The 17925-nt window shown below is 69.5% G+C and carries 30 protein-coding genes; 26 read left to right on the top strand and 4 right to left on the bottom strand.

All coding sequences use genetic code 11. The features are described 5' to 3' along the window. Positions 1 to 198: hypothetical protein (locus HUX53_RS39930; RefSeq protein WP_217919176.1), on the bottom strand; the 198-nt coding region annotated here is incomplete at its 3' end. 137 nt (positions 199 to 335) lie between these two features. Between HUX53_RS39930 and rplP the strand changes: the two genes are divergently transcribed. The 17 genes from rplP (at position 336) to HUX53_RS07395 (ending at position 9165) form a co-directional block, all read left to right on the top strand. Then, positions 336 to 755: a 50S ribosomal protein L16 gene (gene rplP / locus HUX53_RS07475; protein ID WP_176402424.1), complete on the top strand. Its 420-nt coding sequence runs from the start codon at positions 336 to 338 to the stop codon at positions 753 to 755. Continuing rightward, positions 755 to 997 (top strand): 50S ribosomal protein L29, encoded by a 243-nt coding sequence (rpmC, locus tag HUX53_RS07470; RefSeq protein ID WP_176402423.1) that lies wholly within the window; start codon positions 755 to 757, stop codon positions 995 to 997. Before rplP ends, rpmC begins: the two co-directional genes overlap by 1 nt. Continuing rightward, positions 994 to 1275 carry a 30S ribosomal protein S17 gene (gene rpsQ, locus HUX53_RS07465; RefSeq protein WP_176402422.1) on the top strand — a complete coding sequence of 94 codons (282 nt, stop codon included), beginning with the start codon at positions 994 to 996 and terminating at the stop codon, positions 1273 to 1275. The genes rpmC and rpsQ overlap by 4 nt, the downstream gene beginning before the upstream one ends. Positions 1276 to 1373: 98 nt before the next feature. Then, the gene (gene rplN / locus HUX53_RS07460) at positions 1374 to 1742 is read left to right on the top strand and encodes a 50S ribosomal protein L14 (protein WP_067629407.1); all 369 of its coding nucleotides are present in this window, start codon (positions 1374 to 1376) and stop codon (positions 1740 to 1742) included. Continuing rightward, positions 1742 to 2050, top strand: coding sequence for a 50S ribosomal protein L24 (gene rplX, locus HUX53_RS07455; RefSeq protein ID WP_176402421.1), 309 nt, complete (start codon positions 1742 to 1744; stop codon positions 2048 to 2050). Before rplN ends, rplX begins: the two co-directional genes overlap by 1 nt. A gap of 1 nt (position 2051) precedes the next feature. Continuing rightward, the gene (rplE, locus tag HUX53_RS07450) at positions 2052 to 2627 is read left to right on the top strand and encodes a 50S ribosomal protein L5 (protein ID WP_176402420.1); all 576 of its coding nucleotides are present in this window, start codon (positions 2052 to 2054) and stop codon (positions 2625 to 2627) included. Positions 2628 to 2631: 4 nt separating this feature from the next. Beyond that, positions 2632 to 2817, top strand: coding sequence for a type Z 30S ribosomal protein S14 (locus tag HUX53_RS07445; RefSeq protein WP_067454638.1), 186 nt, complete (start codon positions 2632 to 2634; stop codon positions 2815 to 2817). Between the two features lie 146 nt (positions 2818 to 2963). After that, the gene (gene rpsH, locus HUX53_RS07440; RefSeq protein WP_176402419.1) at positions 2964 to 3362 is read left to right on the top strand and encodes a 30S ribosomal protein S8; all 399 of its coding nucleotides are present in this window, start codon (positions 2964 to 2966) and stop codon (positions 3360 to 3362) included. A 16-nt stretch (positions 3363 to 3378) separates the two neighbouring features. Continuing rightward, a complete protein-coding gene (gene rplF / locus HUX53_RS07435) occupies positions 3379 to 3915 on the top strand; it encodes a 50S ribosomal protein L6 (protein ID WP_176402418.1) in 537 nt (178 codons plus the stop codon). A 2-nt stretch (positions 3916 to 3917) separates the two neighbouring features. Further along, complete coding sequence (gene rplR / locus HUX53_RS07430) at positions 3918 to 4304, top strand: 50S ribosomal protein L18 (protein ID WP_176402417.1); 387 nt, start codon at positions 3918 to 3920, stop codon at positions 4302 to 4304. Positions 4305 to 4335: 31 nt separating this feature from the next. Then, positions 4336 to 4959, top strand: coding sequence for a 30S ribosomal protein S5 (gene rpsE / locus HUX53_RS07425; protein WP_176402426.1), 624 nt, complete (start codon positions 4336 to 4338; stop codon positions 4957 to 4959). Then, positions 4956 to 5138, top strand: a complete 183-nt coding sequence (gene rpmD / locus HUX53_RS07420; protein WP_176402416.1) for a 50S ribosomal protein L30 — start codon at positions 4956 to 4958, stop codon at positions 5136 to 5138. The genes rpsE and rpmD overlap by 4 nt, the downstream gene beginning before the upstream one ends. A 1-nt stretch (position 5139) precedes the next feature. Further along, on the top strand, positions 5140 to 5619 hold the full coding sequence (gene rplO, locus HUX53_RS07415) for a 50S ribosomal protein L15 (RefSeq protein ID WP_176402415.1): 480 nt from the start codon (positions 5140 to 5142) through the stop codon (positions 5617 to 5619). 229 nt (positions 5620 to 5848) lie between these two features. After that, positions 5849 to 7144, top strand: coding sequence for a preprotein translocase subunit SecY (gene secY, locus HUX53_RS07410; protein WP_176402425.1), 1296 nt, complete (start codon positions 5849 to 5851; stop codon positions 7142 to 7144). Further along, on the top strand, positions 7144 to 7794 hold the full coding sequence (locus HUX53_RS07405; protein ID WP_176402414.1) for an adenylate kinase: 651 nt from the start codon (positions 7144 to 7146) through the stop codon (positions 7792 to 7794). Before secY ends, HUX53_RS07405 begins: the two co-directional genes overlap by 1 nt. Positions 7795 to 7861: 67 nt before the next feature. Next, entirely contained in the window at positions 7862 to 8701 is an 840-nt protein-coding gene (gene map / locus HUX53_RS07400; RefSeq protein WP_176402413.1) for a type I methionyl aminopeptidase, read from the top strand. 14 nt (positions 8702 to 8715) lie between these two features. Beyond that, positions 8716 to 9165 (top strand): DUF1707 domain-containing protein, encoded by a 450-nt coding sequence (locus HUX53_RS07395; protein WP_176402412.1) that lies wholly within the window; start codon positions 8716 to 8718, stop codon positions 9163 to 9165. 3 nt (positions 9166 to 9168) lie between these two features. Here the strand turns inward: HUX53_RS07395 and HUX53_RS07390 are convergent, their stop codons facing one another. Next, a complete protein-coding gene (locus HUX53_RS07390) occupies positions 9169 to 9984 on the bottom strand; it encodes a phosphodiesterase (RefSeq protein ID WP_176402411.1) in 816 nt (271 codons plus the stop codon). 185 nt (positions 9985 to 10169) lie between these two features. Here HUX53_RS07390 and HUX53_RS07385 point away from each other — a divergent pair, with 185 nt between their 5' ends. Beyond that, positions 10170 to 10793: a GNAT family N-acetyltransferase gene (locus HUX53_RS07385; protein WP_176402410.1), complete on the top strand. Its 624-nt coding sequence runs from the start codon at positions 10170 to 10172 to the stop codon at positions 10791 to 10793. A 21-nt stretch (positions 10794 to 10814) separates the two neighbouring features. Here HUX53_RS07385 and HUX53_RS07380 read toward each other — a convergent pair whose 3' ends face one another. Next, positions 10815 to 11372 carry a hypothetical protein gene (locus HUX53_RS07380; RefSeq protein WP_176402409.1) on the bottom strand — a complete coding sequence of 186 codons (558 nt, stop codon included), beginning with the start codon at positions 11370 to 11372 and terminating at the stop codon, positions 10815 to 10817. Between the two features lie 258 nt (positions 11373 to 11630). On the opposite strand from HUX53_RS07380, the gene infA reads away from it, so the two are divergent. From infA to truA, 8 genes are all read left to right on the top strand, one after another. Next, positions 11631 to 11852, top strand: coding sequence for a translation initiation factor IF-1 (infA, locus tag HUX53_RS07375; RefSeq protein WP_067629441.1), 222 nt, complete (start codon positions 11631 to 11633; stop codon positions 11850 to 11852). Between the two features lie 65 nt (positions 11853 to 11917). Further along, positions 11918 to 12031 (top strand): 50S ribosomal protein L36, encoded by a 114-nt coding sequence (rpmJ, locus tag HUX53_RS07370; RefSeq protein ID WP_021596712.1) that lies wholly within the window; start codon positions 11918 to 11920, stop codon positions 12029 to 12031. 189 nt (positions 12032 to 12220) lie between these two features. Further along, on the top strand, positions 12221 to 12601 hold the full coding sequence (rpsM, locus tag HUX53_RS07365) for a 30S ribosomal protein S13 (RefSeq protein WP_176402408.1): 381 nt from the start codon (positions 12221 to 12223) through the stop codon (positions 12599 to 12601). Positions 12602 to 12651: 50 nt separating this feature from the next. Then, positions 12652 to 13053 carry a 30S ribosomal protein S11 gene (gene rpsK, locus HUX53_RS07360; RefSeq protein WP_021596710.1) on the top strand — a complete coding sequence of 134 codons (402 nt, stop codon included), beginning with the start codon at positions 12652 to 12654 and terminating at the stop codon, positions 13051 to 13053. A 21-nt stretch (positions 13054 to 13074) separates the two neighbouring features. Continuing rightward, complete coding sequence (gene rpsD, locus HUX53_RS07355) at positions 13075 to 13701, top strand: 30S ribosomal protein S4 (RefSeq protein WP_163057141.1); 627 nt, start codon at positions 13075 to 13077, stop codon at positions 13699 to 13701. A 107-nt stretch (positions 13702 to 13808) separates the two neighbouring features. After that, the gene (locus HUX53_RS07350) at positions 13809 to 14822 is read left to right on the top strand and encodes a DNA-directed RNA polymerase subunit alpha (RefSeq protein WP_176402407.1); all 1014 of its coding nucleotides are present in this window, start codon (positions 13809 to 13811) and stop codon (positions 14820 to 14822) included. A 96-nt stretch (positions 14823 to 14918) separates the two neighbouring features. Beyond that, entirely contained in the window at positions 14919 to 15449 is a 531-nt protein-coding gene (gene rplQ / locus HUX53_RS07345; protein ID WP_176402406.1) for a 50S ribosomal protein L17, read from the top strand. Positions 15450 to 15659: 210 nt separating this feature from the next. Further along, entirely contained in the window at positions 15660 to 16538 is an 879-nt protein-coding gene (truA, locus tag HUX53_RS07340) for a tRNA pseudouridine(38-40) synthase TruA (RefSeq protein ID WP_176402405.1), read from the top strand. Between the two features lie 78 nt (positions 16539 to 16616). On the opposite strand, the gene HUX53_RS07335 is transcribed toward truA, so the two are convergent. Next, positions 16617 to 17925 (bottom strand): hypothetical protein (locus tag HUX53_RS07335; RefSeq protein ID WP_217919174.1); only part of this gene is annotated, 1309 nt, incomplete at its 5' end.

Genomic DNA, 17925 nt, shown 5'->3' with positions numbered 1-17925 from the left:
CGTGTGTGTGCGCGTCGCGGGCACGTACGAGGTGGCGATCCTCCGCGTGTCGTACTGCCACCACAGGAGCCTGTGGTGGTAGGTGTGCGCGGCGGCCAGGCGGTACACGACCGGCTTGGACGCGGCCTTGCGGCGGCGCCGGCTGGTACACGCGTGCGCGCCGGCGCGCGCTGTCCGGCGGCCCCGAAGGGTTCGCACCGGGTCGGCGCGTCAAGCGAAGCGTCTCGCCCGCGGCGGCGAGGCCCGCGGCGGCGAGCAGAGGCAGCAGCAGGGTTCCGAGCAGCCGGCCCCGGCGGCCGAGGCTGCTCCGCAGGGTGAGGGGAGCTGAGTAACCGATGCTGATCCCTCGCAAGGTCAAGCACCGCAAGCAGCACCACCCGAAGCGCCGTGGCATGGCCAAGGGCGGCACGAGGGTGACGTTCGGCGAGTACGGCATCCAGGCCGTCGAGTCCGCGTACGTGACGAACCGGCAGATCGAGGCCGCTCGTATCGCGATGACGCGCCACATCAAGCGCGGCGGCAAGGTCTGGATCAACATCTTCCCGGACCGTCCGCTGACCAAGAAGCCCGCCGAGACCCGCATGGGCTCCGGCAAGGGCTCCGTCGAGTGGTGGGTGGCCAACGTCAAGCCGGGCCGCGTGCTCTTCGAGATCTCCTACCCGGACGAGCGCATCGCCCGGGAGGCGCTCACCCGCGCGATCCACAAGCTGCCGATGAAGTGCAAGATTGTCAAGCGAGAGGTGGGTGAGTCCTGATGGCCAAGGGTCTTACCGCCGACGACCTGCGGACCGAGCCCGAGGACGTCCTGGTCACCAAGCTCAAGGAGGCCAAGGAGGAGCTGTTCAACCTCCGCTTCCAGGCCGCCACCGGCCAGCTTGAAAGCCACGGGCGGCTGCGCACCGTGAAGCGCGAGATCGCCCGCATCTACACCGTGATGCGGGAGCGCGAGCTCGGCATCGTCACGGTCGCCGAGGACGCCGCGGAGGACAACGAATGACCGAGCAGACGACCGAGCAGACGGACAAGCGGCCCAGCCGCAAGGTCCTTGAGGGCCTGGTGGTCAGCGACAAGATGGACAAGACCGTGGTCGTGTCCGTCGAGGACCGCGTGACCCACCGCCGGTACCACAAGGTGATCCGCCGCACGAAGAACTACAAGGCGCACGACGAGGGCAACGAGTGCGGCGTGGGCGACCGCGTCCGGCTCATGGAGACCCGTCCGCTGTCGGCCACCAAGCGGTGGCGCGTGGTGGAGATCCTCGAGAAGGCCAAGTAGGCCCGCGGGGCGCGAGCTCCGCAAAGGTAAATGACTGGTTCCACCAGGCTGGCCGGACGAGGTCCGGTGCAGAACCGGTGTGACGAACAGGAGTTGACGTGATCCAGCAGGAGTCGCGACTCAAGGTCGCCGACAACACGGGTGCGAAGGAGATCCTTTGCATCCGGGTTCTCGGCGGCTCGGGTCGGCGCTACGCGGGAGTCGGCGACATCATCGTCGCGACGGTGAAGGACGCCCTTCCCGGCGCTGGCGTGAAGAAGGGTGACGTCGTCAAGGCGGTCGTCGTGCGCACCCGCAAGGAGCGCCGGCGCCCGGACGGCTCCTACATCCGCTTCGACGAGAACGCCGCCGTCCTGATCCGGGACGGCGGCGACCCCCGCGGCACCCGTATCTTCGGCCCGGTGGGCCGTGAACTGCGCGAGAAGAAGTTCATGCGCATCATCTCGCTCGCGCCGGAGGTGCTCTGATGAAGATCCGCAAGGGCGACGAGGTCATCGTCCTCGCCGGCAAGGACAAGGGCGCGACGGGCAAGGTCCTGCGTGTTCTCCCGCGCGACGAGCGGGTGGTCGTCGAGGGCGTCAACCTCATCACCAAGAACATCAAGGCCGACCAGCAGCGTGCCGGCAAGGAGAGCGGCCGGGTCACGGTCGAGGCGCCGCTGCACGTCAGCAACGTCGCCCTCGTCGAGGGCGGCAAGCCGGTACGGGTCGGTTACCGCATCAACGAGGACGGCACGAAGGTTCGGATCTCGCGCCGCAGCGGTAAGGAGATCTGAGATGACCGACACCGTCACCGAGCGTCCCGTCCCGACGCCGCGCCTCAAGGTCCGCTACCGCGAGGAGATCGCGGGCCAGATGCGCGAGCAGTTCGGCTACGCCAACGTCATGCAGATCCCCACGCTGACCAAGATCGTGGTCAACATGGGCGTCGGCGACGCGGCCAAGGACGCCAAGCTGATCGAGGGCGCCGTCCGCGACCTGTCGGCGATCACCGGCCAGAAGCCGGCGGTCAACCGGGCCCGCAAGTCCATCGCGCAGTTCAAGCTGCGCGAGGGCATGCCGATCGGCGCGCACGCCACGCTGCGCGGCGACCGCATGTGGGAGTTCCTGGACCGGCTGCTCGCCACCGCGCTGCCCCGCATCCGCGACTTCCGCGGCCTGTCGCCGAAGCAGTTCGACGGCAACGGCAACTACACCTTCGGGCTGACCGAGCAGGTCATGTTCCACGAGGTCGACCCGGACAAGATCGACCGGTCGCGGGGCATGGACATCACGGTCGTGTCGACCGCGAAGACCGACGACGAGGGCCGGGCGCTGCTCAAGCTCCTGGGCTTCCCCTTCAAGGAGAGCTGAGCAGATGGCGAAGAAGTCGCTGATCGCCAAGGCCGGGCGCAAGCCGAAGTTCGGCGTGCGCGCGTACACTCGGTGCTCGCGCTGCGGGCGTCCGCGTTCCGTCTACCGGAAGTTCGGCCTGTGCCGCGTGTGCTTCCGCGAGATGGCGCACCGCGGCGAGCTGCCCGGCATCACGAAGTCCAGCTGGTGACCGCCTCCCCGGGGCCGCGGGCCCCGGGGGCGGGACACCGGCCTGTAATAACCAACCGGGCGCCCGAGAGGGCGTCCACGACCGCGCCAAAGGTCCACGGGCCGCATCAACCCGTGGAAACCGTGGCGAGGGAGGGCCAGTAGGCCATGACGATGACCGACCCGATCGCAGACATGCTGACGCGTCTGCGGAACGCGAATTCGGCGTACCACGACCAGGTGGCGATGCCGTACTCGAAGATCAAGGCGCACATCGCCGAGATCCTCCAGCAGGAGGGCTACATCTCGGGCTGGAGTGTGGAGGACGCCGAGGTCGGCAAGAAGCTCAACATCGAGCTGAAGTTCGGCCCGACCCGCGAGCGTTCGATCGCCGGCATCAAGCGCGTCTCGAAGCCGGGTCTGCGCGTGTACGCGAAGAAGGACAACCTGCCGCGGGTCCTGGGCGGACTGGGCGTCGCGATCATCTCGACGTCCTCCGGCCTGATGACCGACCGGCAGGCGGGCAAGCGCGGCGTGGGCGGGGAAGTCCTCGCCTACGTCTGGTGAGGGGAGGTACCCAACAATGTCACGTATTGGACGTCTTCCCATCACCGTGCCCAGCGGCGTCGAGGTGAACCTCGACGGCCGGGAGGTCACCGTCAAGGGGCCGAAGGGCACGCTGTCGCACACCGTCGCCGAGCCCATCGAGGTCAGCCAGGAGGACGGCAGGATCGTCGTCACCCGGCCGAACGACATGAACAAGGTGCGCGGGCTGCACGGGCTCACCCGGACGCTGATCAACAACATGGTCGTCGGGGTCACCGACGGCTACAAGAAGACCCTGGTCATCCAGGGCGTCGGCTACCGGGTGGTGGCCAAGGGGCAGAACGTCGAGTTCTCGCTCGGCTACAGCCACCCGATCCCGTTCGAGGCGCCGGAGGGCATCAAGCTCACCGTCGAGCGGGCGACGCAGCTGACCGTCGAGGGCATCGACAAGCAGCTCGTCGGCGAGATCGCCGCCCGCATCCGCAAGCTGCGCAAGCCCGACCCGTACAAGGGCAAGGGCGTGCGCTACGAGGGCGAGCAGATTCGGCGCAAGGTCGGAAAGGCTGGTAAGTAGTCATGGCAGGCACCAAGACCCTGGCCGCGAAGGCCACGTCGGCGCGGGCCAAGTCCCGCAGGCGCCGGCACCTGCGGGTCCGGAAGAAGGTCGTGGGCACCGCCGCGCGGCCTCGCCTGGCCGTGACCCGCTCCAGCAGGCACGTGTTCGTCCAGGTCATCGACGACGACAAGGGCCACACGCTGGCCAGCGCGTCGACGATGGAGGCGGACCTGCGCGCCGACTCCGGCGACAAGACGGCCAAGTCCCGCAAGGTCGGCGAGCTCGTCGCCGAACGGGCCAAGCAGGCCGGCGTCCACGCGGTCGTGTTCGACCGCGGCGGCAACAAGTACCACGGCCGCATCGCCGCTGTCGCGGACGGTGCGCGCGAGGGGGGCCTGCAGCTCTGATGGCCCGGACGAAGACACACGAGAGGAACCACTGATGGCAGCGCAGAGGCGTGGTGGCGGTCAGGGTGGCGACCGTCGCGACCGCCGCGACGACCGCCGCGGTGGCGCCGACAAGGGCCAGTCGTACATCGAGAAGGTCGTGGCGATCAACCGTGTCGCCAAGGTCGTCAAGGGCGGGCGTCGCTTCAGCTTCACCGCCCTGGTGATCGTCGGTGACGGCAACGGCACCGTCGGCGTCGGCTACGGCAAGGCCAAGGAGGTGCCCGCGGCGATCGCCAAGGGCGTCGAGGAGGCCAAGAAGAACTTCTTCAAGGTGCCGCGGATCCAGGGCACCATCCCGCACATGGTGCAGGCGCGCGACGCGGCGGGCGAGGTCCTGCTGCGTCCGGCCAGCCCCGGTACCGGCGTCATCGCCGGTGGCCCGGTGCGGGCGGTGCTGGAGTCGGCGGGCATCAGCGACGTGCTGAGCAAGTCGCTGGGCAGCGACAACGCGATCAACATCGTGCACGCCACGATCGCGGGGCTGAAGTCGCTGAAGCGTCCGGAGGAGATCGCGGCCAAGCGCGGCCTGCCGATCGAGGACGTCGCCCCGGCGGCCATGCTGCGCGCCCGCGCCGCCGGCAGCGAGCCGAGGGCGGAGGTCGCGTCGTCGTGAGCAACCTGAAGATCACGCAGCACAAGTCCGTGATCAGCGAGAAGCAGAACCAGCGTGACACGCTGCGCACCCTCGGCCTGAAGAAGATCGGGCAGACCGTGGTCCGCGAGGACCGCCCCGAGGTGCGCGGCATGATCCGGACGGTGGCGCACCTGGTCACCGTCGAGGAGGTCGACTGACATGGCGGCTGATCTCGGTAAGGACACCACCTCCGAGGGCACCCCGCTCAAGGTGCACGACCTGCGTCCGGCCCCCGGCGCCAACAAGGCCAAGGTCCGCAAGGGCCGTGGCGAGGCGTCCAAGGGCAAGACCGCCGGCCGCGGCACCAAGGGCACCAAGGCCCGCAGCACCGTCCCCGTCGGTTTCGAGGGCGGCCAGATGCCGCTCATCCGCCGGGTGCCGAAGCTGAAGGGCTTCAAGAACCCGAACCGGGTCGAGTTCCAGGTGGTGAACCTGGACAAGCTCGCCGCGCTCTACCCCGAGGGCGGCGAGGTCACCGCGGACGATCTGGCGGCCAAGGGCGCGGTGCGCCGCGGCCGTCCGGTCAAGGTCCTCGGCACCGGCGACATCTCCGTCGCGGTCCAGGTGAAGGCGCACGCCTTCTCCGGCGCCGCGAAGGAGAAGATCGCCGCGGCCGGCGGCACCACCGCCGAGCTGTAGGAAAGCACACTTCGATGCCGGGGCCGTGCTCGCCTGACGCCCGGGGCCGTGAGGTCTCCGGGAAAGGCGGGACGGCCCCGATGTCATCTGCTGTTAGAGTCACACGGGCGAAGGCGACTCGCGTGAGATTGCGCACTTACGCGTCTCCTCGGGTATCCTCCGCCCGACCTCATGGACCTGTAACCGGCCCCTCGGTGGCCATGAACCCGCCAGTCGCGCAGGAGGAATGGTGCTGACCGCGTTCGCACGGGCTTTCCGTACGCCCGACCTGCGTAAAAAATTGCTCTTCACGTTGTTCATGATCCTGGTGTTCCGGATCGGCTCGATCGTTCCGTCACCGAACGTGAACGTGAAGGTGCTGAAGGACACCGCGGACGCGGCCAAGGAGAGCAACCAGCTCTACGGCCTCGTCGACCTGTTCAGCGGTGGCGCCCTTCTCAAACTGTCGATCTTCGCACTGGGCATCATGCCCTACATCACCGCGAGCATCATCCTGCAGCTCCTCACCGTGGTGATCCCCCGGCTGGAGGCCCTCAAGAAAGAGGGCCAGGCCGGCACGACGAAGATCACTCAGTACACCCGCTATCTGACGGTCGGGCTGGCGATCCTGCAGGCCACCGGCATCGTGGCGATGGCGAGCACCGGGCAGCTGTTCCAGGGCGTGTCCGGCAGCGGCGACATCCTCTACGACACCGGCATCTTCCCGATCATCACGATGGTGATCTGCATGGTGGCGGGCACGACGGTCATCATGTGGCTGGGCGAGCTGGTCACCGACCGCGGCGTCGGCAACGGCATGTCCATCCTGATCTTCACCCAGGTGGTGGCGGTCTTCCCCGCCCAGTTCTGGGGCATCTACAAGGCCAAGAACGGCTTCGTCTTCGCGATCGTCGTGCTGGTCGGCCTCGCCATCATGGCGGGCGTCGTGTTCGTCGAGCAGGCGCAGCGGCGGATCCCCGTCCAGTACGCCAAGCGGATGGTGGGCCGGCGCATGTACGGCGGGACGTCCACCTACATCCCGCTGAAGGTGAACCAGGCCGGCATCATCCCGATCATCTTCGCGTCCTCGCTGCTGTACCTGCCGATCCTGGCGACCCAGCTGTGGCCCAACACCAAGTGGCTGCAGAAGGCCCAGCCCTACCTGCAGCAGGACAACGCCTGGCACATGGGGTTCTACTTCGTCCTGATCATCTTCTTCACGTACTTCTACGTGGCGATCACCTTCAACCCCTCTGAAGTCGCCGACAACATGAAGAAGTATGGTGGATTCATCCCAGGTATCCGTCCTGGTCGGCCGACCGCCGAATACCTCGACTTCGTGCTGACCCGGATCACCACACCCGGTGCGCTGTACCTGGGGCTCGTGTCCCTGATCCCGATGGTGGCGTTCGCACTCCTGAACGCGACCCAGGACTTCCCCTTCGGTGGCGCGAGCATCCTCATCGTCGTCGGCGTCGGACTGGATACCGTGAAGCAGATCGAGAGTCAGCTGCAGCAGCGCAACTACGAGGGCTTCCTCCGGTAGTGCGTATCGTGCTGGTGGGCCCCCCGGGAGCGGGCAAGGGGACGCAGGCCCAGTTCATCGCATCTCATCTGTCGGTCCCGAAGATCTCGACAGGTGACATCTTCCGTGCCAACGTGAGCGGCGGGACCGAGCTCGGCCTGCAGGCGAAGCAGTACATGGACCGCGGCGACCTCGTCCCGGACGAGGTCACGATCGCGATGGTGCGCGACCGGATCGGCGAGGACGACGCCCGCGACGGGTTCCTGCTGGACGGGTTCCCGCGCAACGTCCCGCAGGCGGAGACGCTGAAGAAGATCCTCGCCGAGTGGGACACCCGCCTCGACATCGTCCTGGAACTGGTCGTCGACGAGGACGAGGTGGTCCGGCGGCTGTCCGGCCGGCGCACCTGCGACAAGTGCGGCCGGATCTGGCACGTCGACTTCGACGACAAGCAGGACGACATCTGCGACGACTGCGGCGGTCACCTGTTCCAGCGCGACGACGACAAGGAAGAGGTCGTCATGCACCGCCTGGAGGTGTACCGGCAGGACACGGCCCCGCTCGTGCAGTTCTACGCCGACGAGAACATCCTCGTCGGCCTGGACGCCACGGGGCCGGTCGAAGAGGTCACCAAGCGCGCTCTCGCCGCGCTCCGCCCGCTGGAGAAGTGACGGCGCGGGCGCGGGGCCGGTGGCTCCGCGCCCGTCCGGCGGCGGTCTACCCGGTGCAGGGGGAATGATGTTCAAACGGCGTAGGCCCGCGATCCAGATGAAGACCGCGGAGCAGGTCGAGCTGATGCGGGCGGCGGGGCTGCTCGTCGGCCGGACGCTGGAGCTGCTGCGCGACGCGGTCAAGCCGGGGATCACCACCCTGGACCTGGACACGCTCGCCGAACGGCACATCCGCGACAACGGCGGCGTCCCGTCCTTCAAGGGCTACCACGGCTTCACCGGAACGATCTGCGCGTCGATCAACGAGGAGATCGTGCACGGCATCCCGCGGGCCGGGAAGGTGCTGCGGGACGGCGACGTCATCTCCATCGACTGCGGCGCGATCGTCGCGGGCTGGCACGGCGACGCCGCGATCACCGTCCCGGTCGGGGAGGTCGCCGACGAGCTCCGCACGCTGCTGGACGTGACCGAAACGTCCCTGTGGCACGGTCTGGCGGCAGGGCGGGCCGGGGCCCGCCTCACGGACATGTCGCACGCGATCGAGGCTTACATCCGCTCTCAGGGCCGTTACGGCATCGTCGAGGGCTACGGCGGGCACGGCATCGGCACCGAGATGCACATGGACCCGCTGATCCCCAACCACGGCGCCCCGGGCCACGGGCCCGTCCTGGAGCCGGGCATGTGCTTCGCGGTGGAGCCGATGGTGAACCTCGGCACCAAGGACACCCGGGAACTGGACGACGGCTGGACGGTCGTGACCACCGACGGGAAGTACTCGGCGCACTTCGAGCACACGTTCGCGGTCACCCCGGACGGCCCCCGCGTCCTCACCGCTCTGGACGAGGGCCGCGAATGGTTCCAGAAGCTGGGTCCGGCCACGCAGAATGGGAATGACAGCTCGTCCTGAGATGCGGAGGAACGATGGCGCCGAACCCTGACGTCCGGGCGTCGGACGCCGACCGCGACCGGGTGGCCGCGAGCCTGCGCGAGCACTGCGCGCTCGGCCGGATCACGATGGACGAACTGCAGGAGCGGCTCGACTCGGTGTACGAGGCGAAGACCTTCGGGGACCTCCAGGCGGTCACCGCCGACCTGCCGGAGGAGGACCTCTACCAGCTGCCCGTCCCGGCGACGCAGGCGAAGAGCACCGTGAGCGCGGCGAAGGCCCCGTCCCGCGACCTCGACGTGCGCGGCATGAAGGCGATGTGGGGCGCGTGGGCGACGGTCAGCGCGATCAACTTCACGGTCTGGCTGATTCTGACGGTGCAGGGGTCCGGCGCGGTGTACCCGTGGTGGATCTGGGTCGCGGGCCCGTGGGGCGCGATCCTGCTGATGCGCACGATCTTCGGCGACCGGCGCGGCGACTGCTGAGCCTTACTCCACGTCCATGAGCGGCCGGTAGCTGCCGGTCGGGGCGAAGTGCGTGGTCGCGGTGCCGTCCTCGCCGATCAGGTGGAGGGCGAACCCGGCGGGCTCCCCGGTGACGGCGGCGCGGCCCTGCTTGGTGAGGTCGAGGAACAGCTGCCGGTAGGTGCTCGGGCAGGTGGTGCTGACCGTGCCGGCGAGCGAACCGACCGACGCCCGGTGGACGTGCCCGGAGATGATCCGCACCACCTGCGGATGCCGGGAGATCACGGACGCGAACCCGGCCGGGTCGACGAACCGCAGATCGTCGATGAACCGCATCCCGATCGGATACGGCGGATGATGGGTGGCGATCACCGTCGGCGTGTCGGGGGCCGCCCGCAGGACGTCCTCCAGCCAGGCGAGCCGCTCCTCGCTCATGTGCCCGTGCGGATGGCCGTCCACGGTGGTGTCGCAGCAGATCAGCCGCACACCGGCGACGTCCACGGCGTACTGCACGGGCGCCCGCGGGGCGGTCCCGGTCGCCGCGACCGCCGGATGGTCGTCGAACACCTTCCGCATCTCGTCGCGGTCGTCGTGGTTGCCGCACATGGGGTAGACGGCCATCGGCAGCGGCGACAGCAGCGCGTGCAGCCGCGCGTACTCGGCGGGCAGCCCGCCGTCGGCGAGGTCGCCGGTGAGGACCACCGCGTCGGGACGCGCGGGCAGCGACAGCAGGCTCGACACGGCGGACCGCAGCGCGCGCACCGGCCCCGAGCCGTCGTCCACCTCGCCGTCCCGTCCGGCCGCCAGATGGATGTCGCTCAGCTGCGCGATGATCGCCATGGATCCTCCCCTTGCCCCAAGCACATCACGGACCCCGTGCCGGGCACCCCGGCCGTCCCCCCCGGGACGATCTTCGCGCCCGCCGCCCGCCCTGTCGACTCGCCGCGATGCGAACGAGACCGCGGAGGCCGTCCCCGCCCGCCCCCGAGCCGCGACGGTGCACCGCGAACGAGGGAGAACCGACCATGCAGACGCGCCAGGGGCCGCGGGAGGCCGTCCGCGGCTGCGCCCGCGGCCGCCACGTCGTGCTGACCCCCCGCCTGCTGTGCCGCTCGGCGACCCTGGCGGACGCGCGCGTCGCCGCGGCCACCGCCAGCGATCCCGAGGCCCAGCGGTGGCTCGGCTGGGAGCCCGAAGTGCGGATACCCGAGGACGAGCGCGACCGCCTGCTGGCCACGCCCCCCGACCGCGGACGCACGCGTTTCGGCCTGCCGAGACGATGCGATCCGACGTCGCTGCTCGCGATCGATCCCGAGCGGGACCTGGTCGCCGGAGCGGTCACCCTGACGCCGCTGTCGCACGAGGTGTGCGAGCTGGGCGGCCACCTGGCCCCCGCCTACCGGGGCCGCGGGCTCGGCGCCGAACTGTTCACCGCCGGTCTCGCGCTCGCCCACCGGCATCTGCACTTCACCGAGGTGCGGGCGGGCGCCGAGCCCGAGAACGTCGCGAGCGTCCGCTCACTGTGGCGAGCCGGCTTCGACCCGGTCCCCGGCCCGCCGACGCACCGCCTCCCCGACGGCCGCGTCATCCCGTCCGCCTGGTTCGCCGACACCGAACCGAACCCCCAGTGGTGCCCGTCCCTATGGTGACCTTCAATCGGCTGGTGACCTTCAAGCGACGTGCGGAATCACCAGGGAGAGGGCCGAGGTGACCTCTTCGGGAGCCGGGGCCACGTCGGGGACGACGTCGCGGAGGGCGAGCCAGCCGTTGATCGCCTGGACGGTCGGCTTGGCCTCGACGAGCTGCGGGTCGTCCAGGCCGTACCAGGCGGCCACCTTCGACCAGCGCCACAGCCGGTGGCCCGCCGTGGACATCTCCGACGAGGGGAAGCCGGTGGCGCCGCGGGCGCCGGTGATCGCGTGCCGGACGGAGTCGAGCGAGCGGCCCACCCGCTCGGCGATGTCGCGGATCGTCAGCAGCGGGTCGGCCTCGACCTGCAGCACGTGCAGGCCGGGCGCGCTCTCCTCCACGTGCCCGACCACGTCCATGATCGCCGCGGCGAGCGTGGCCCCGGGCCACGAGCAGGACGCGTTGCCGGGACGCTCGGCGTGCTCGGGCTCGCTGATGATCGACACCGTGACCGCGCCGTGCGTTCGGTCGAACAGCGGGTCGAGCTCGTCCTCGTAGAGGGGACGGCTGAGGATCAGCGCGAAGTCATAGCTCGGCATGCTGATCCTCCTCGGACGTCTCTCTCCTGAAAGGTACAACGCGCACGCGATGTATGCTTGACTCGGGAGCAGTCTCCGGACCCGTGGCGTCCGCCGATTTCGCATTGCGCGTCCGGTTGACGTAGACTCCTGTGTCGGTCCGTCGCCGACCGCCTGATTCCCCGTTTCCGACGCTTTCGCGTCGTAGTGGGTTGCGGTCGATTCTCCTCCGGAGAGCCGGGCCGCGTCCAACCAGCCGATCAGTGAAGCGCGGAGGACATGCCCAAGAAAGAAGGGGCCATCGAGATCGAGGGCACCGTCATCGAGTCCCTCCCGAACGCCATGTTCCGGGTGGAGCTCGAGAACGGGCACAAGGTGCTCGCCCACATCAGCGGCAAGATGCGGATGCACTACATCCGGATCTTGCCGGACGACCGCGTCGTTGTGGAGCTGAGCCCCTACGACCTCACGCGCGGTCGGATCGTCTACCGCTACAAGTAATCCCACTGGGGTTGCCTTCCCCGTGCGTGGCGGCGCGGGGGTGACCCTTATCTCTAGGAGACCCAGTGAAGGTCAAGCCGAGCGTCAAGAAGATCTGCAACAAGTGCCGCGTCATCCGCCGGCACGGCCGGGTCATGGTCATCTGCTCCGACCCGCGCCACAAGCAGCGTCAGGGCTGACGCTCTACAACCAGACAAGCGCATCGCAGCCTCCGCACACGTGGCCGTACGAATCCCTTGATCGGGTCGTACGGCAGCGGTGTGTGGGGGACCACCCTCGGTTCGTCGGAGGCCGGGGCCGCCACCCGGGCAGGGTGTGTGCGGACGCGGTGCGTCCATACCTCCGCACCATGAAGGGAACTGCCCACGATGGCACGCCTCCTCGGCGTTGACCTCCCGCGCGACAAGCGCTTGGAGGTCGCTCTCACCTACATCTTCGGCATCGGCCGGACCCGGGCGCTGGAGACCCTGAAGGGCACCGAGATCAGCGGTGACCTGCGGGTGCACCAGCTCGGCGACGACGAGCTGATCAAGCTCCGCGACTGGATCGAGGGCAACTACCGGATCGAGGGCGACCTGCGCCGCGAGGTGCAGGCCGACATCCGCCGCAAGATCGAGATCGGGTGCTACCAGGGCATCCGGCACCGTCGCGGGCTTCCGGTGCACGGTCAGCGCACGCAGACCAACGCGCGCACCCGCAAGGGCAAGAAGAAGACCGTGGCCGGCAAGAAGAAGGCCGGCAAGAAGTAGTAGTCCGGAGTCGGTCCTCCGGATCGATGACCTCAGAGTAGAGAGAGCACATGCCTCCTAAGAGCCGTGTCGGCGCCAAGAAGGTGCGCCGCAAGGAAAAGAAGAACGTCGCTCACGGGCACGCCCACATCAAGAGCACGTTCAACAACACGATCGTCTCGATCACCGACCCCAACGGCAACGTGATCTCCTGGGCCTCCTCGGGCCACGTCGGGTTCAAGGGCTCGCGCAAGTCCACCCCGTTCGCCGCGCAGCAGGCCGCCGAGGCCGCCGCCCGGCGCGCGATGGAGCACGGCATGCGCAAGGTCGACGTCTTCGTGAAGGGCCCGGGCTCGGGCCGCGAGACCGCCATCCGCTCGCTGCAGGCGACCGGCCTCGAGGTGGGCTCGATCCAGGACGTCACGCCCGTTCCGCACAACGGCTGCCGCCCGCCGAAGCGTCGCCGGGTCTGAGGCAGGGGAGATCTAAGAACAATGGCTCGTTACACCGGTGCGGACTGCAAGCTCTGCCGCCGCGAGAAGATGAAGCTGTTCCTCAAGGGCAGCAAGTGCATGGGCCCCAAGTGCCCGATCGAGATCCGTCCCTACCCGCCGGGTGAGCACGGACGCGGCCGGCCCAAGGAGACCGAGTACCTGCTGCAGCTGCGCGAGAAGCAGAAGGCGCGGCGCATCTACGGCGTGCTGGAGCGGCAGTTCCACAACTACTACGTCGAGGCGAACCGCCAGCAGGGCAAGACGGGCGACAACCTGCTCGCCCTCCTGGAGCGCCGGCTCGACAACGTCGTCTACCGGGGCGGCTTCGCCAAGTCCCGCGACATGGCCCGCCAGCTCATCCGGCACGGCCACATCCGGGTCAACGGCAAGAAGGTCAACATCCCGTCGGCCCTGGTGAACGAGGCCGACATCGTCGACGTCAAGCCCAAGTCGCTGGAGTCGACGCCGTTCCAGGTCGCCAAGGCCGAGATCGGCGAGCGGCCCGTCCCGGCGTGGCTCGGGGTGGACGGCGAGAAGATGCGGATCCTCGTGCACTCGCTGCCCGTCCGGCAGCAGATCGAAGCTCCCGTCCAGGAGCAGCTGATCGTCGAGCTCTACTCCAAGTAAGGGCTCACGCCGTCCGGCCGGGGTCTCCACGTGGGATCCCGGCGGGACGGGGAACACCTACACACGCGGTAGTCAAATAGCGGGCACCGCGGGAAGAAGGCACCACCATGCTCATCGCTCAGCGTCCCACTCTCACCGAAGAGCAGGTCGACGAGTACCGGTCGCGGTTCACCATCGAGCCGCTGGAGCCGGGCTTCGGCTACACGATCGGCAACTCGCTGCGTCGTACCCTGCTCTCCTCGATCCCCGGTGCGGCCGTCACCAGCATCCGGATCGAGGGCGTCCTGCACGAGTTCTCCACCGTGCCCGGGGTCAAGGAGGACGTCACCGACATCATCCTGAACCTCAAGGAGCTCGTCGTCTCGTCCGAGCACGACGAGCCCGTGGTCATGTACCTGCGCAAGCAGGGCCCGGGCGAGGTGACCGCGGCCGACATCGCGCCGCCGGCGGGCGTCGAGGTCCACAACCCGGACCTGCACATCGCCACGCTGAACAACAAGGCCAAGCTGGAGATGGAGCTGACGGTCGAGCGCGGCCGCGGCTACGTCTCCGCCGCGCAGAACAAGCAGCCGGGCCAGGAGATCGGCCGGATCCCGATCGACTCCATCTACTCGCCCGTGCTGAAGGTCACCTACAAGGTCGAGGCCACCCGAGTCGAGCAGCGCACCGACTTCGACCGCCTCATCCTGGACGTGGAGACCAAGCAGGCGATGCTGCCGCGCGACGCGGTCGCGTCCGCCGGCAAGACCCTCGTCGAGCTGTTCGGGCTGGCCCGGGAGCTCAACGTCGAGGCCGAGGGCATCGACATGGGCCCGTCCCCGACGGACGCCGCGCTCGCCGCGGACCTGGCCCTGCCGATCGAGGAGCTGAACCTCACGGTCCGCTCCTACAACTGCCTGAAGCGCGAGGGCATCCACTCGGTGGGCGAGCTCGTCGCCCGCTCCGAGCAGGACCTGCTCGACATCCGCAACTTCGGAGCCAAGTCCATAGAAGAGGTCAAGCAGAAGCTCAACGACATGGGCCTCTCGCTGAAGGACTCCCCGCCCGGATTCGACCCGAGCGCGGCCGCCGACGCCTACGGCGACGACGACACGAGCTACGCCGAGACCGAGCAGTACTAGAAACCCGATTCCGGACGGCCGGGGGCGCGTTCCCCGGCCGTGCCGGAACCAGCTGACACCGGTACCTGACACGGCCGGTGCAGGAAGGACGACACGATGCCTCAGCCCACCAAGGGCGCTCGCCTCGGCGGCAGCGCCGCGCACCAGAAGCTGATTCTGGCGAACCTGGCGACGGCGCTGTTCGAGCACGGCCGCATCACCACCACCGAGGCGAAGGCCCGGCGGCTGCGCCCGCTGGCGGAGAAGCTGATCACCAAGGCCAAGCGGGGCGACCTGCACAACCGGCGCCTCGTGGCCAAGACGATCCGCGACAAGGGCGTCGTCCACACGCTCTTCACCGAGATCGCGCCGAGCTTCGAGACCCGTCCCGGCGGCTACACCCGCATCACCAAGATCGGCCCCCGCAAGGGGGACAACGCGCCCATGGCCGTGATCGAACTGGTGTCGGAGCCCATGCCGGCCGCCACCGGCGGGAAGGCGCCGAAGGTCAGCGAGGCGGAGCTGCCCGCCGAGGGCGATGTCACCCTCAGCAAGGCCGCCGCCGACGTCGACGAGCCCGAGGCCCCCAAGGCCGAGGACACCGGCGCCGAGGCGGCGGACGCGAAGGCCGAGGACGGCAAGGAGTAGCTCGCCGCCGATCTGGCCGAGCGTTTGCTCGACATTCGTCAGGGCCCACCGTCCACTGCGGGCGGTGGGCCCTGATCTTTGCCACACTTGACGCATGGTCAGGTCAGCAGGGCGGCGATTCACCGGGGAGCGTGTCAAGGGAGTGCCCGATGACCGCGGATCATCGGGTGGAACGGACGACGAACGTTGCAGAAGGATCAATCGGCTGACATGACCGCTCTGGTACGACTCCGGCTCGACATCGGCTACGACGGGTCGGGCTTCGCGGGCTGGGCGAGACAGCCGAACCAGCGGACCGTCCAGGGCGTCATCGAGGACGCTCTGGCGCGGATGCTGCGCCTGGACCCACCCCCCATGCTCACTGTCGCGGGACGCACCGACGCGGGCGTTCACGCGCGCGGCCAGGTGGCGCACCTGGTGGTGCCCGTGGCGGCGTATTCGGCGATCAATGGGACGATGCCGCGGCGGCTCGCGGGGCTGCTGCCGCCGGACGTGCGGGTGTGGCGGGTGTCGATCGCGCCTGAAGGGTTCGACGCCCGGTTCTCCGCGCTGTCGCGGCGCTACGTGTACCAGGTGTGCGACAACCCCGTCGGGGTCGAGCCGCTGCGGCGCCACGACGTGCTGTGGCATCCGCGTCCGCTGAACCTCCGCCGGATGAACGACGCGGCGCGAAGGCTCGTGGGGGAGTTCGACTTCGCGGCGTTCTGCCGGAAGCGCGAGGGTGCGACGACGATCCGGGAGCTGCTGCGCTACGAGTGGGCTCGCGACGACCGCGATCCGCATCTGGCGCTGGCGACCGTGGAGGCCGACGCGTTCTGCCACTCGATGGTCCGCGCGCTGGTCGGCGCCCTGCTCATGGTGGGGGACGGGCGGCGCGAGGTGGAGTGGCCCGCCGAGGTGCTCGCCGCCCGCGTCCGCGACTCCGGCGTCAATGTCGCGGCAGCGCACGGGCTGTCGCTGGAGGAGATCCGCTACCCCGACGACGAGGACCTGGCGCGGCGCGCCCAGGAGACCCGGCGCGTCCGGACGCTCAACGCCACCGCCGCCGCAGAGCAGCAGCCCGCCCCGTCCCAGCAGGGCGGCGCCTAGCGCGCTGGTGCGTTGACTTGCGGCATGTTGTTGGTATGAGCGCGTTGAAAACAACAACACGCCGCAAGTCAACGAGGGTCAGTTGCGGGCGCGGGCCATGATCGGGCGCAGGTCGTAGTCGAGGAACTGCTGGGCGGCCTTCTTGATCCGCGGGTCGCCGGGCTTGGCCTTCTTGCCGTTCGCCCACTGGACGTAGGCGTAGGCCACGTACCGGCCGCGGACGGTCGCCGCCGCGTAGCCGCCGGCGCTGTCGATGTCCTTGGAGTGCTTGCCCGCCATGCCGCGGAACCACTCGTACTTGGCGGGGTCGCCGGCCTTGCTGACCGTGATCGCGGCGTCCTTCGTCGGCATCACCGCGATCCCGGAGGTGACGGCGAGGCCGCTCTCCCGGTCGATGTACGTGGCGCGGATGATCTTGCGGCACTGCTCGCGCTCCAGCGTCTGGAGCATCGACCCGCGGGCCGCGTACTTGACGTCCCGGTTCAGGGACCAGCGGTCGCGGACGTAGGTCCGCCCGGCGAGCCGCAGCGTCTCCTGCGGGAACACGTCGCGGAACGCGAGGTCGTTGGGGTCGGTCTTCTCGTCGGCGATGTTCACCGGGGCGGCGGCCGAGGGGGCCGGCGTCGCCGGGGCGGACGCCGTCGGCGCGGCGGACGGCTCGGCGGCCTTGCGGGCCTCACCCTCGCCGCTCGGGCCGTTCCCGCCGACCGTGAACAGCGCGATGGCCGCCGCGAGGACGACCGCCGCGCCCCCGCCGATCAGCGCCAGCCGGCGCTTGTTCGCGCCGCCCCCTCCGCCTGCGGAGCCCTTCGGGGGCGTGCCGGGCGGTGGCGGGGTGTCCAGCGGGACGCCGCCCTCGGCGTGGTAGACCGGCGCGATCACGGGGGCGTCACCGCCGGCCGCGGCACCGTCCGGCGTACCGGTCTGCGGGAACGGTCCGCTGCCGGTGGGCGGCACCACGCCGCGCGGCAGGATCGCGTCGGGCACCAGCACGGCCGTCTGCTGCGCGGCCGCGCTCTCGGCCTCCTTCGCCTTCTCGAAGGCGGAGGTCGACGCGGGTCCGTCCTCCGCAGTCTCGTTCACGACGGAGTTGTCCACGGTGGTCTCGTCCTCTGCGGTGTCTTCCTCGGGGGCGGGGCCCTCCGGGTGGACGGCGGGGAAGCCGTCGGGGTCGGTGTCGCCCTCCGCGATGGGGGGCTTGACGATCGGCTCGGCGGGCACGGCGCGGCGGGAGTCGACGGAGGGGACGCCCTCGCCGGCGACGAGCGTCCCGGGCGGCCCGGCGGCCGGGGTCTCCTCGGCCGGGGCGGCGTCTTCCGGGGCCTGCCGCGGCTCTGCCGCCGGCCCTGTGGGGGAAGGCGCCGTCGCTACACACAACCTCACACGT

This window comes from Actinomadura sp. BRA 177 (assembly GCF_013372625.1).
Taxonomy (GTDB): Bacteria; Actinomycetota; Actinomycetes; order Streptosporangiales; family Streptosporangiaceae; genus Spirillospora.
The sequence above is the reverse complement of the archived record's forward strand: the minus strand, read 5'-3'. Positions and strand labels throughout refer to the sequence as shown.

Excerpts from the sequence above, each read along its gene's own strand:
- rplP (WP_176402424.1), top strand. The coding sequence starts at position 336 with ATGCTGATCCCTCGCAAGGTCAAGCACCGCAAGCAGCACCACCCGAAG.
- rpmC (WP_176402423.1), top strand. The coding sequence starts at position 755 with ATGGCCAAGGGTCTTACCGCCGACGACCTGCGGACCGAGCCCGAGGAC.
- rpsQ (WP_176402422.1), top strand. The coding sequence starts at position 994 with ATGACCGAGCAGACGACCGAGCAGACGGACAAGCGGCCCAGCCGCAAG.
- rplX (WP_176402421.1), top strand. The coding sequence starts at position 1,742 with ATGAAGATCCGCAAGGGCGACGAGGTCATCGTCCTCGCCGGCAAGGAC.
- rplE (WP_176402420.1), top strand. The coding sequence starts at position 2,052 with ATGACCGACACCGTCACCGAGCGTCCCGTCCCGACGCCGCGCCTCAAG.
- HUX53_RS07445 (WP_067454638.1), top strand. The coding sequence starts at position 2,632 with ATGGCGAAGAAGTCGCTGATCGCCAAGGCCGGGCGCAAGCCGAAGTTC.
- rpsH (WP_176402419.1), top strand. The coding sequence starts at position 2,964 with ATGACGATGACCGACCCGATCGCAGACATGCTGACGCGTCTGCGGAAC.
- rplF (WP_176402418.1), top strand. The coding sequence starts at position 3,379 with ATGTCACGTATTGGACGTCTTCCCATCACCGTGCCCAGCGGCGTCGAG.
- rplR (WP_176402417.1), top strand. The coding sequence starts at position 3,918 with ATGGCAGGCACCAAGACCCTGGCCGCGAAGGCCACGTCGGCGCGGGCC.
- rplO (WP_176402415.1), top strand. The coding sequence starts at position 5,140 with ATGGCGGCTGATCTCGGTAAGGACACCACCTCCGAGGGCACCCCGCTC.
- map (WP_176402413.1), top strand. The coding sequence starts at position 7,862 with ATGTTCAAACGGCGTAGGCCCGCGATCCAGATGAAGACCGCGGAGCAG.
- HUX53_RS07395 (WP_176402412.1), top strand. The coding sequence starts at position 8,716 with ATGGCGCCGAACCCTGACGTCCGGGCGTCGGACGCCGACCGCGACCGG.
- HUX53_RS07390 (WP_176402411.1), bottom strand. The coding sequence starts at position 9,984 with ATGGCGATCATCGCGCAGCTGAGCGACATCCATCTGGCGGCCGGACGG.
- HUX53_RS07385 (WP_176402410.1), top strand. The coding sequence starts at position 10,170 with ATGCAGACGCGCCAGGGGCCGCGGGAGGCCGTCCGCGGCTGCGCCCGC.
- HUX53_RS07380 (WP_176402409.1), bottom strand. The coding sequence starts at position 11,372 with ATGCCGAGCTATGACTTCGCGCTGATCCTCAGCCGTCCCCTCTACGAG.
- infA (WP_067629441.1), top strand. The coding sequence starts at position 11,631 with ATGCCCAAGAAAGAAGGGGCCATCGAGATCGAGGGCACCGTCATCGAG.
- rpsM (WP_176402408.1), top strand. The coding sequence starts at position 12,221 with ATGGCACGCCTCCTCGGCGTTGACCTCCCGCGCGACAAGCGCTTGGAG.
- rpsK (WP_021596710.1), top strand. The coding sequence starts at position 12,652 with ATGCCTCCTAAGAGCCGTGTCGGCGCCAAGAAGGTGCGCCGCAAGGAA.
- rpsD (WP_163057141.1), top strand. The coding sequence starts at position 13,075 with ATGGCTCGTTACACCGGTGCGGACTGCAAGCTCTGCCGCCGCGAGAAG.
- HUX53_RS07350 (WP_176402407.1), top strand. The coding sequence starts at position 13,809 with ATGCTCATCGCTCAGCGTCCCACTCTCACCGAAGAGCAGGTCGACGAG.
- rplQ (WP_176402406.1), top strand. The coding sequence starts at position 14,919 with ATGCCTCAGCCCACCAAGGGCGCTCGCCTCGGCGGCAGCGCCGCGCAC.
- truA (WP_176402405.1), top strand. The coding sequence starts at position 15,660 with ATGACCGCTCTGGTACGACTCCGGCTCGACATCGGCTACGACGGGTCG.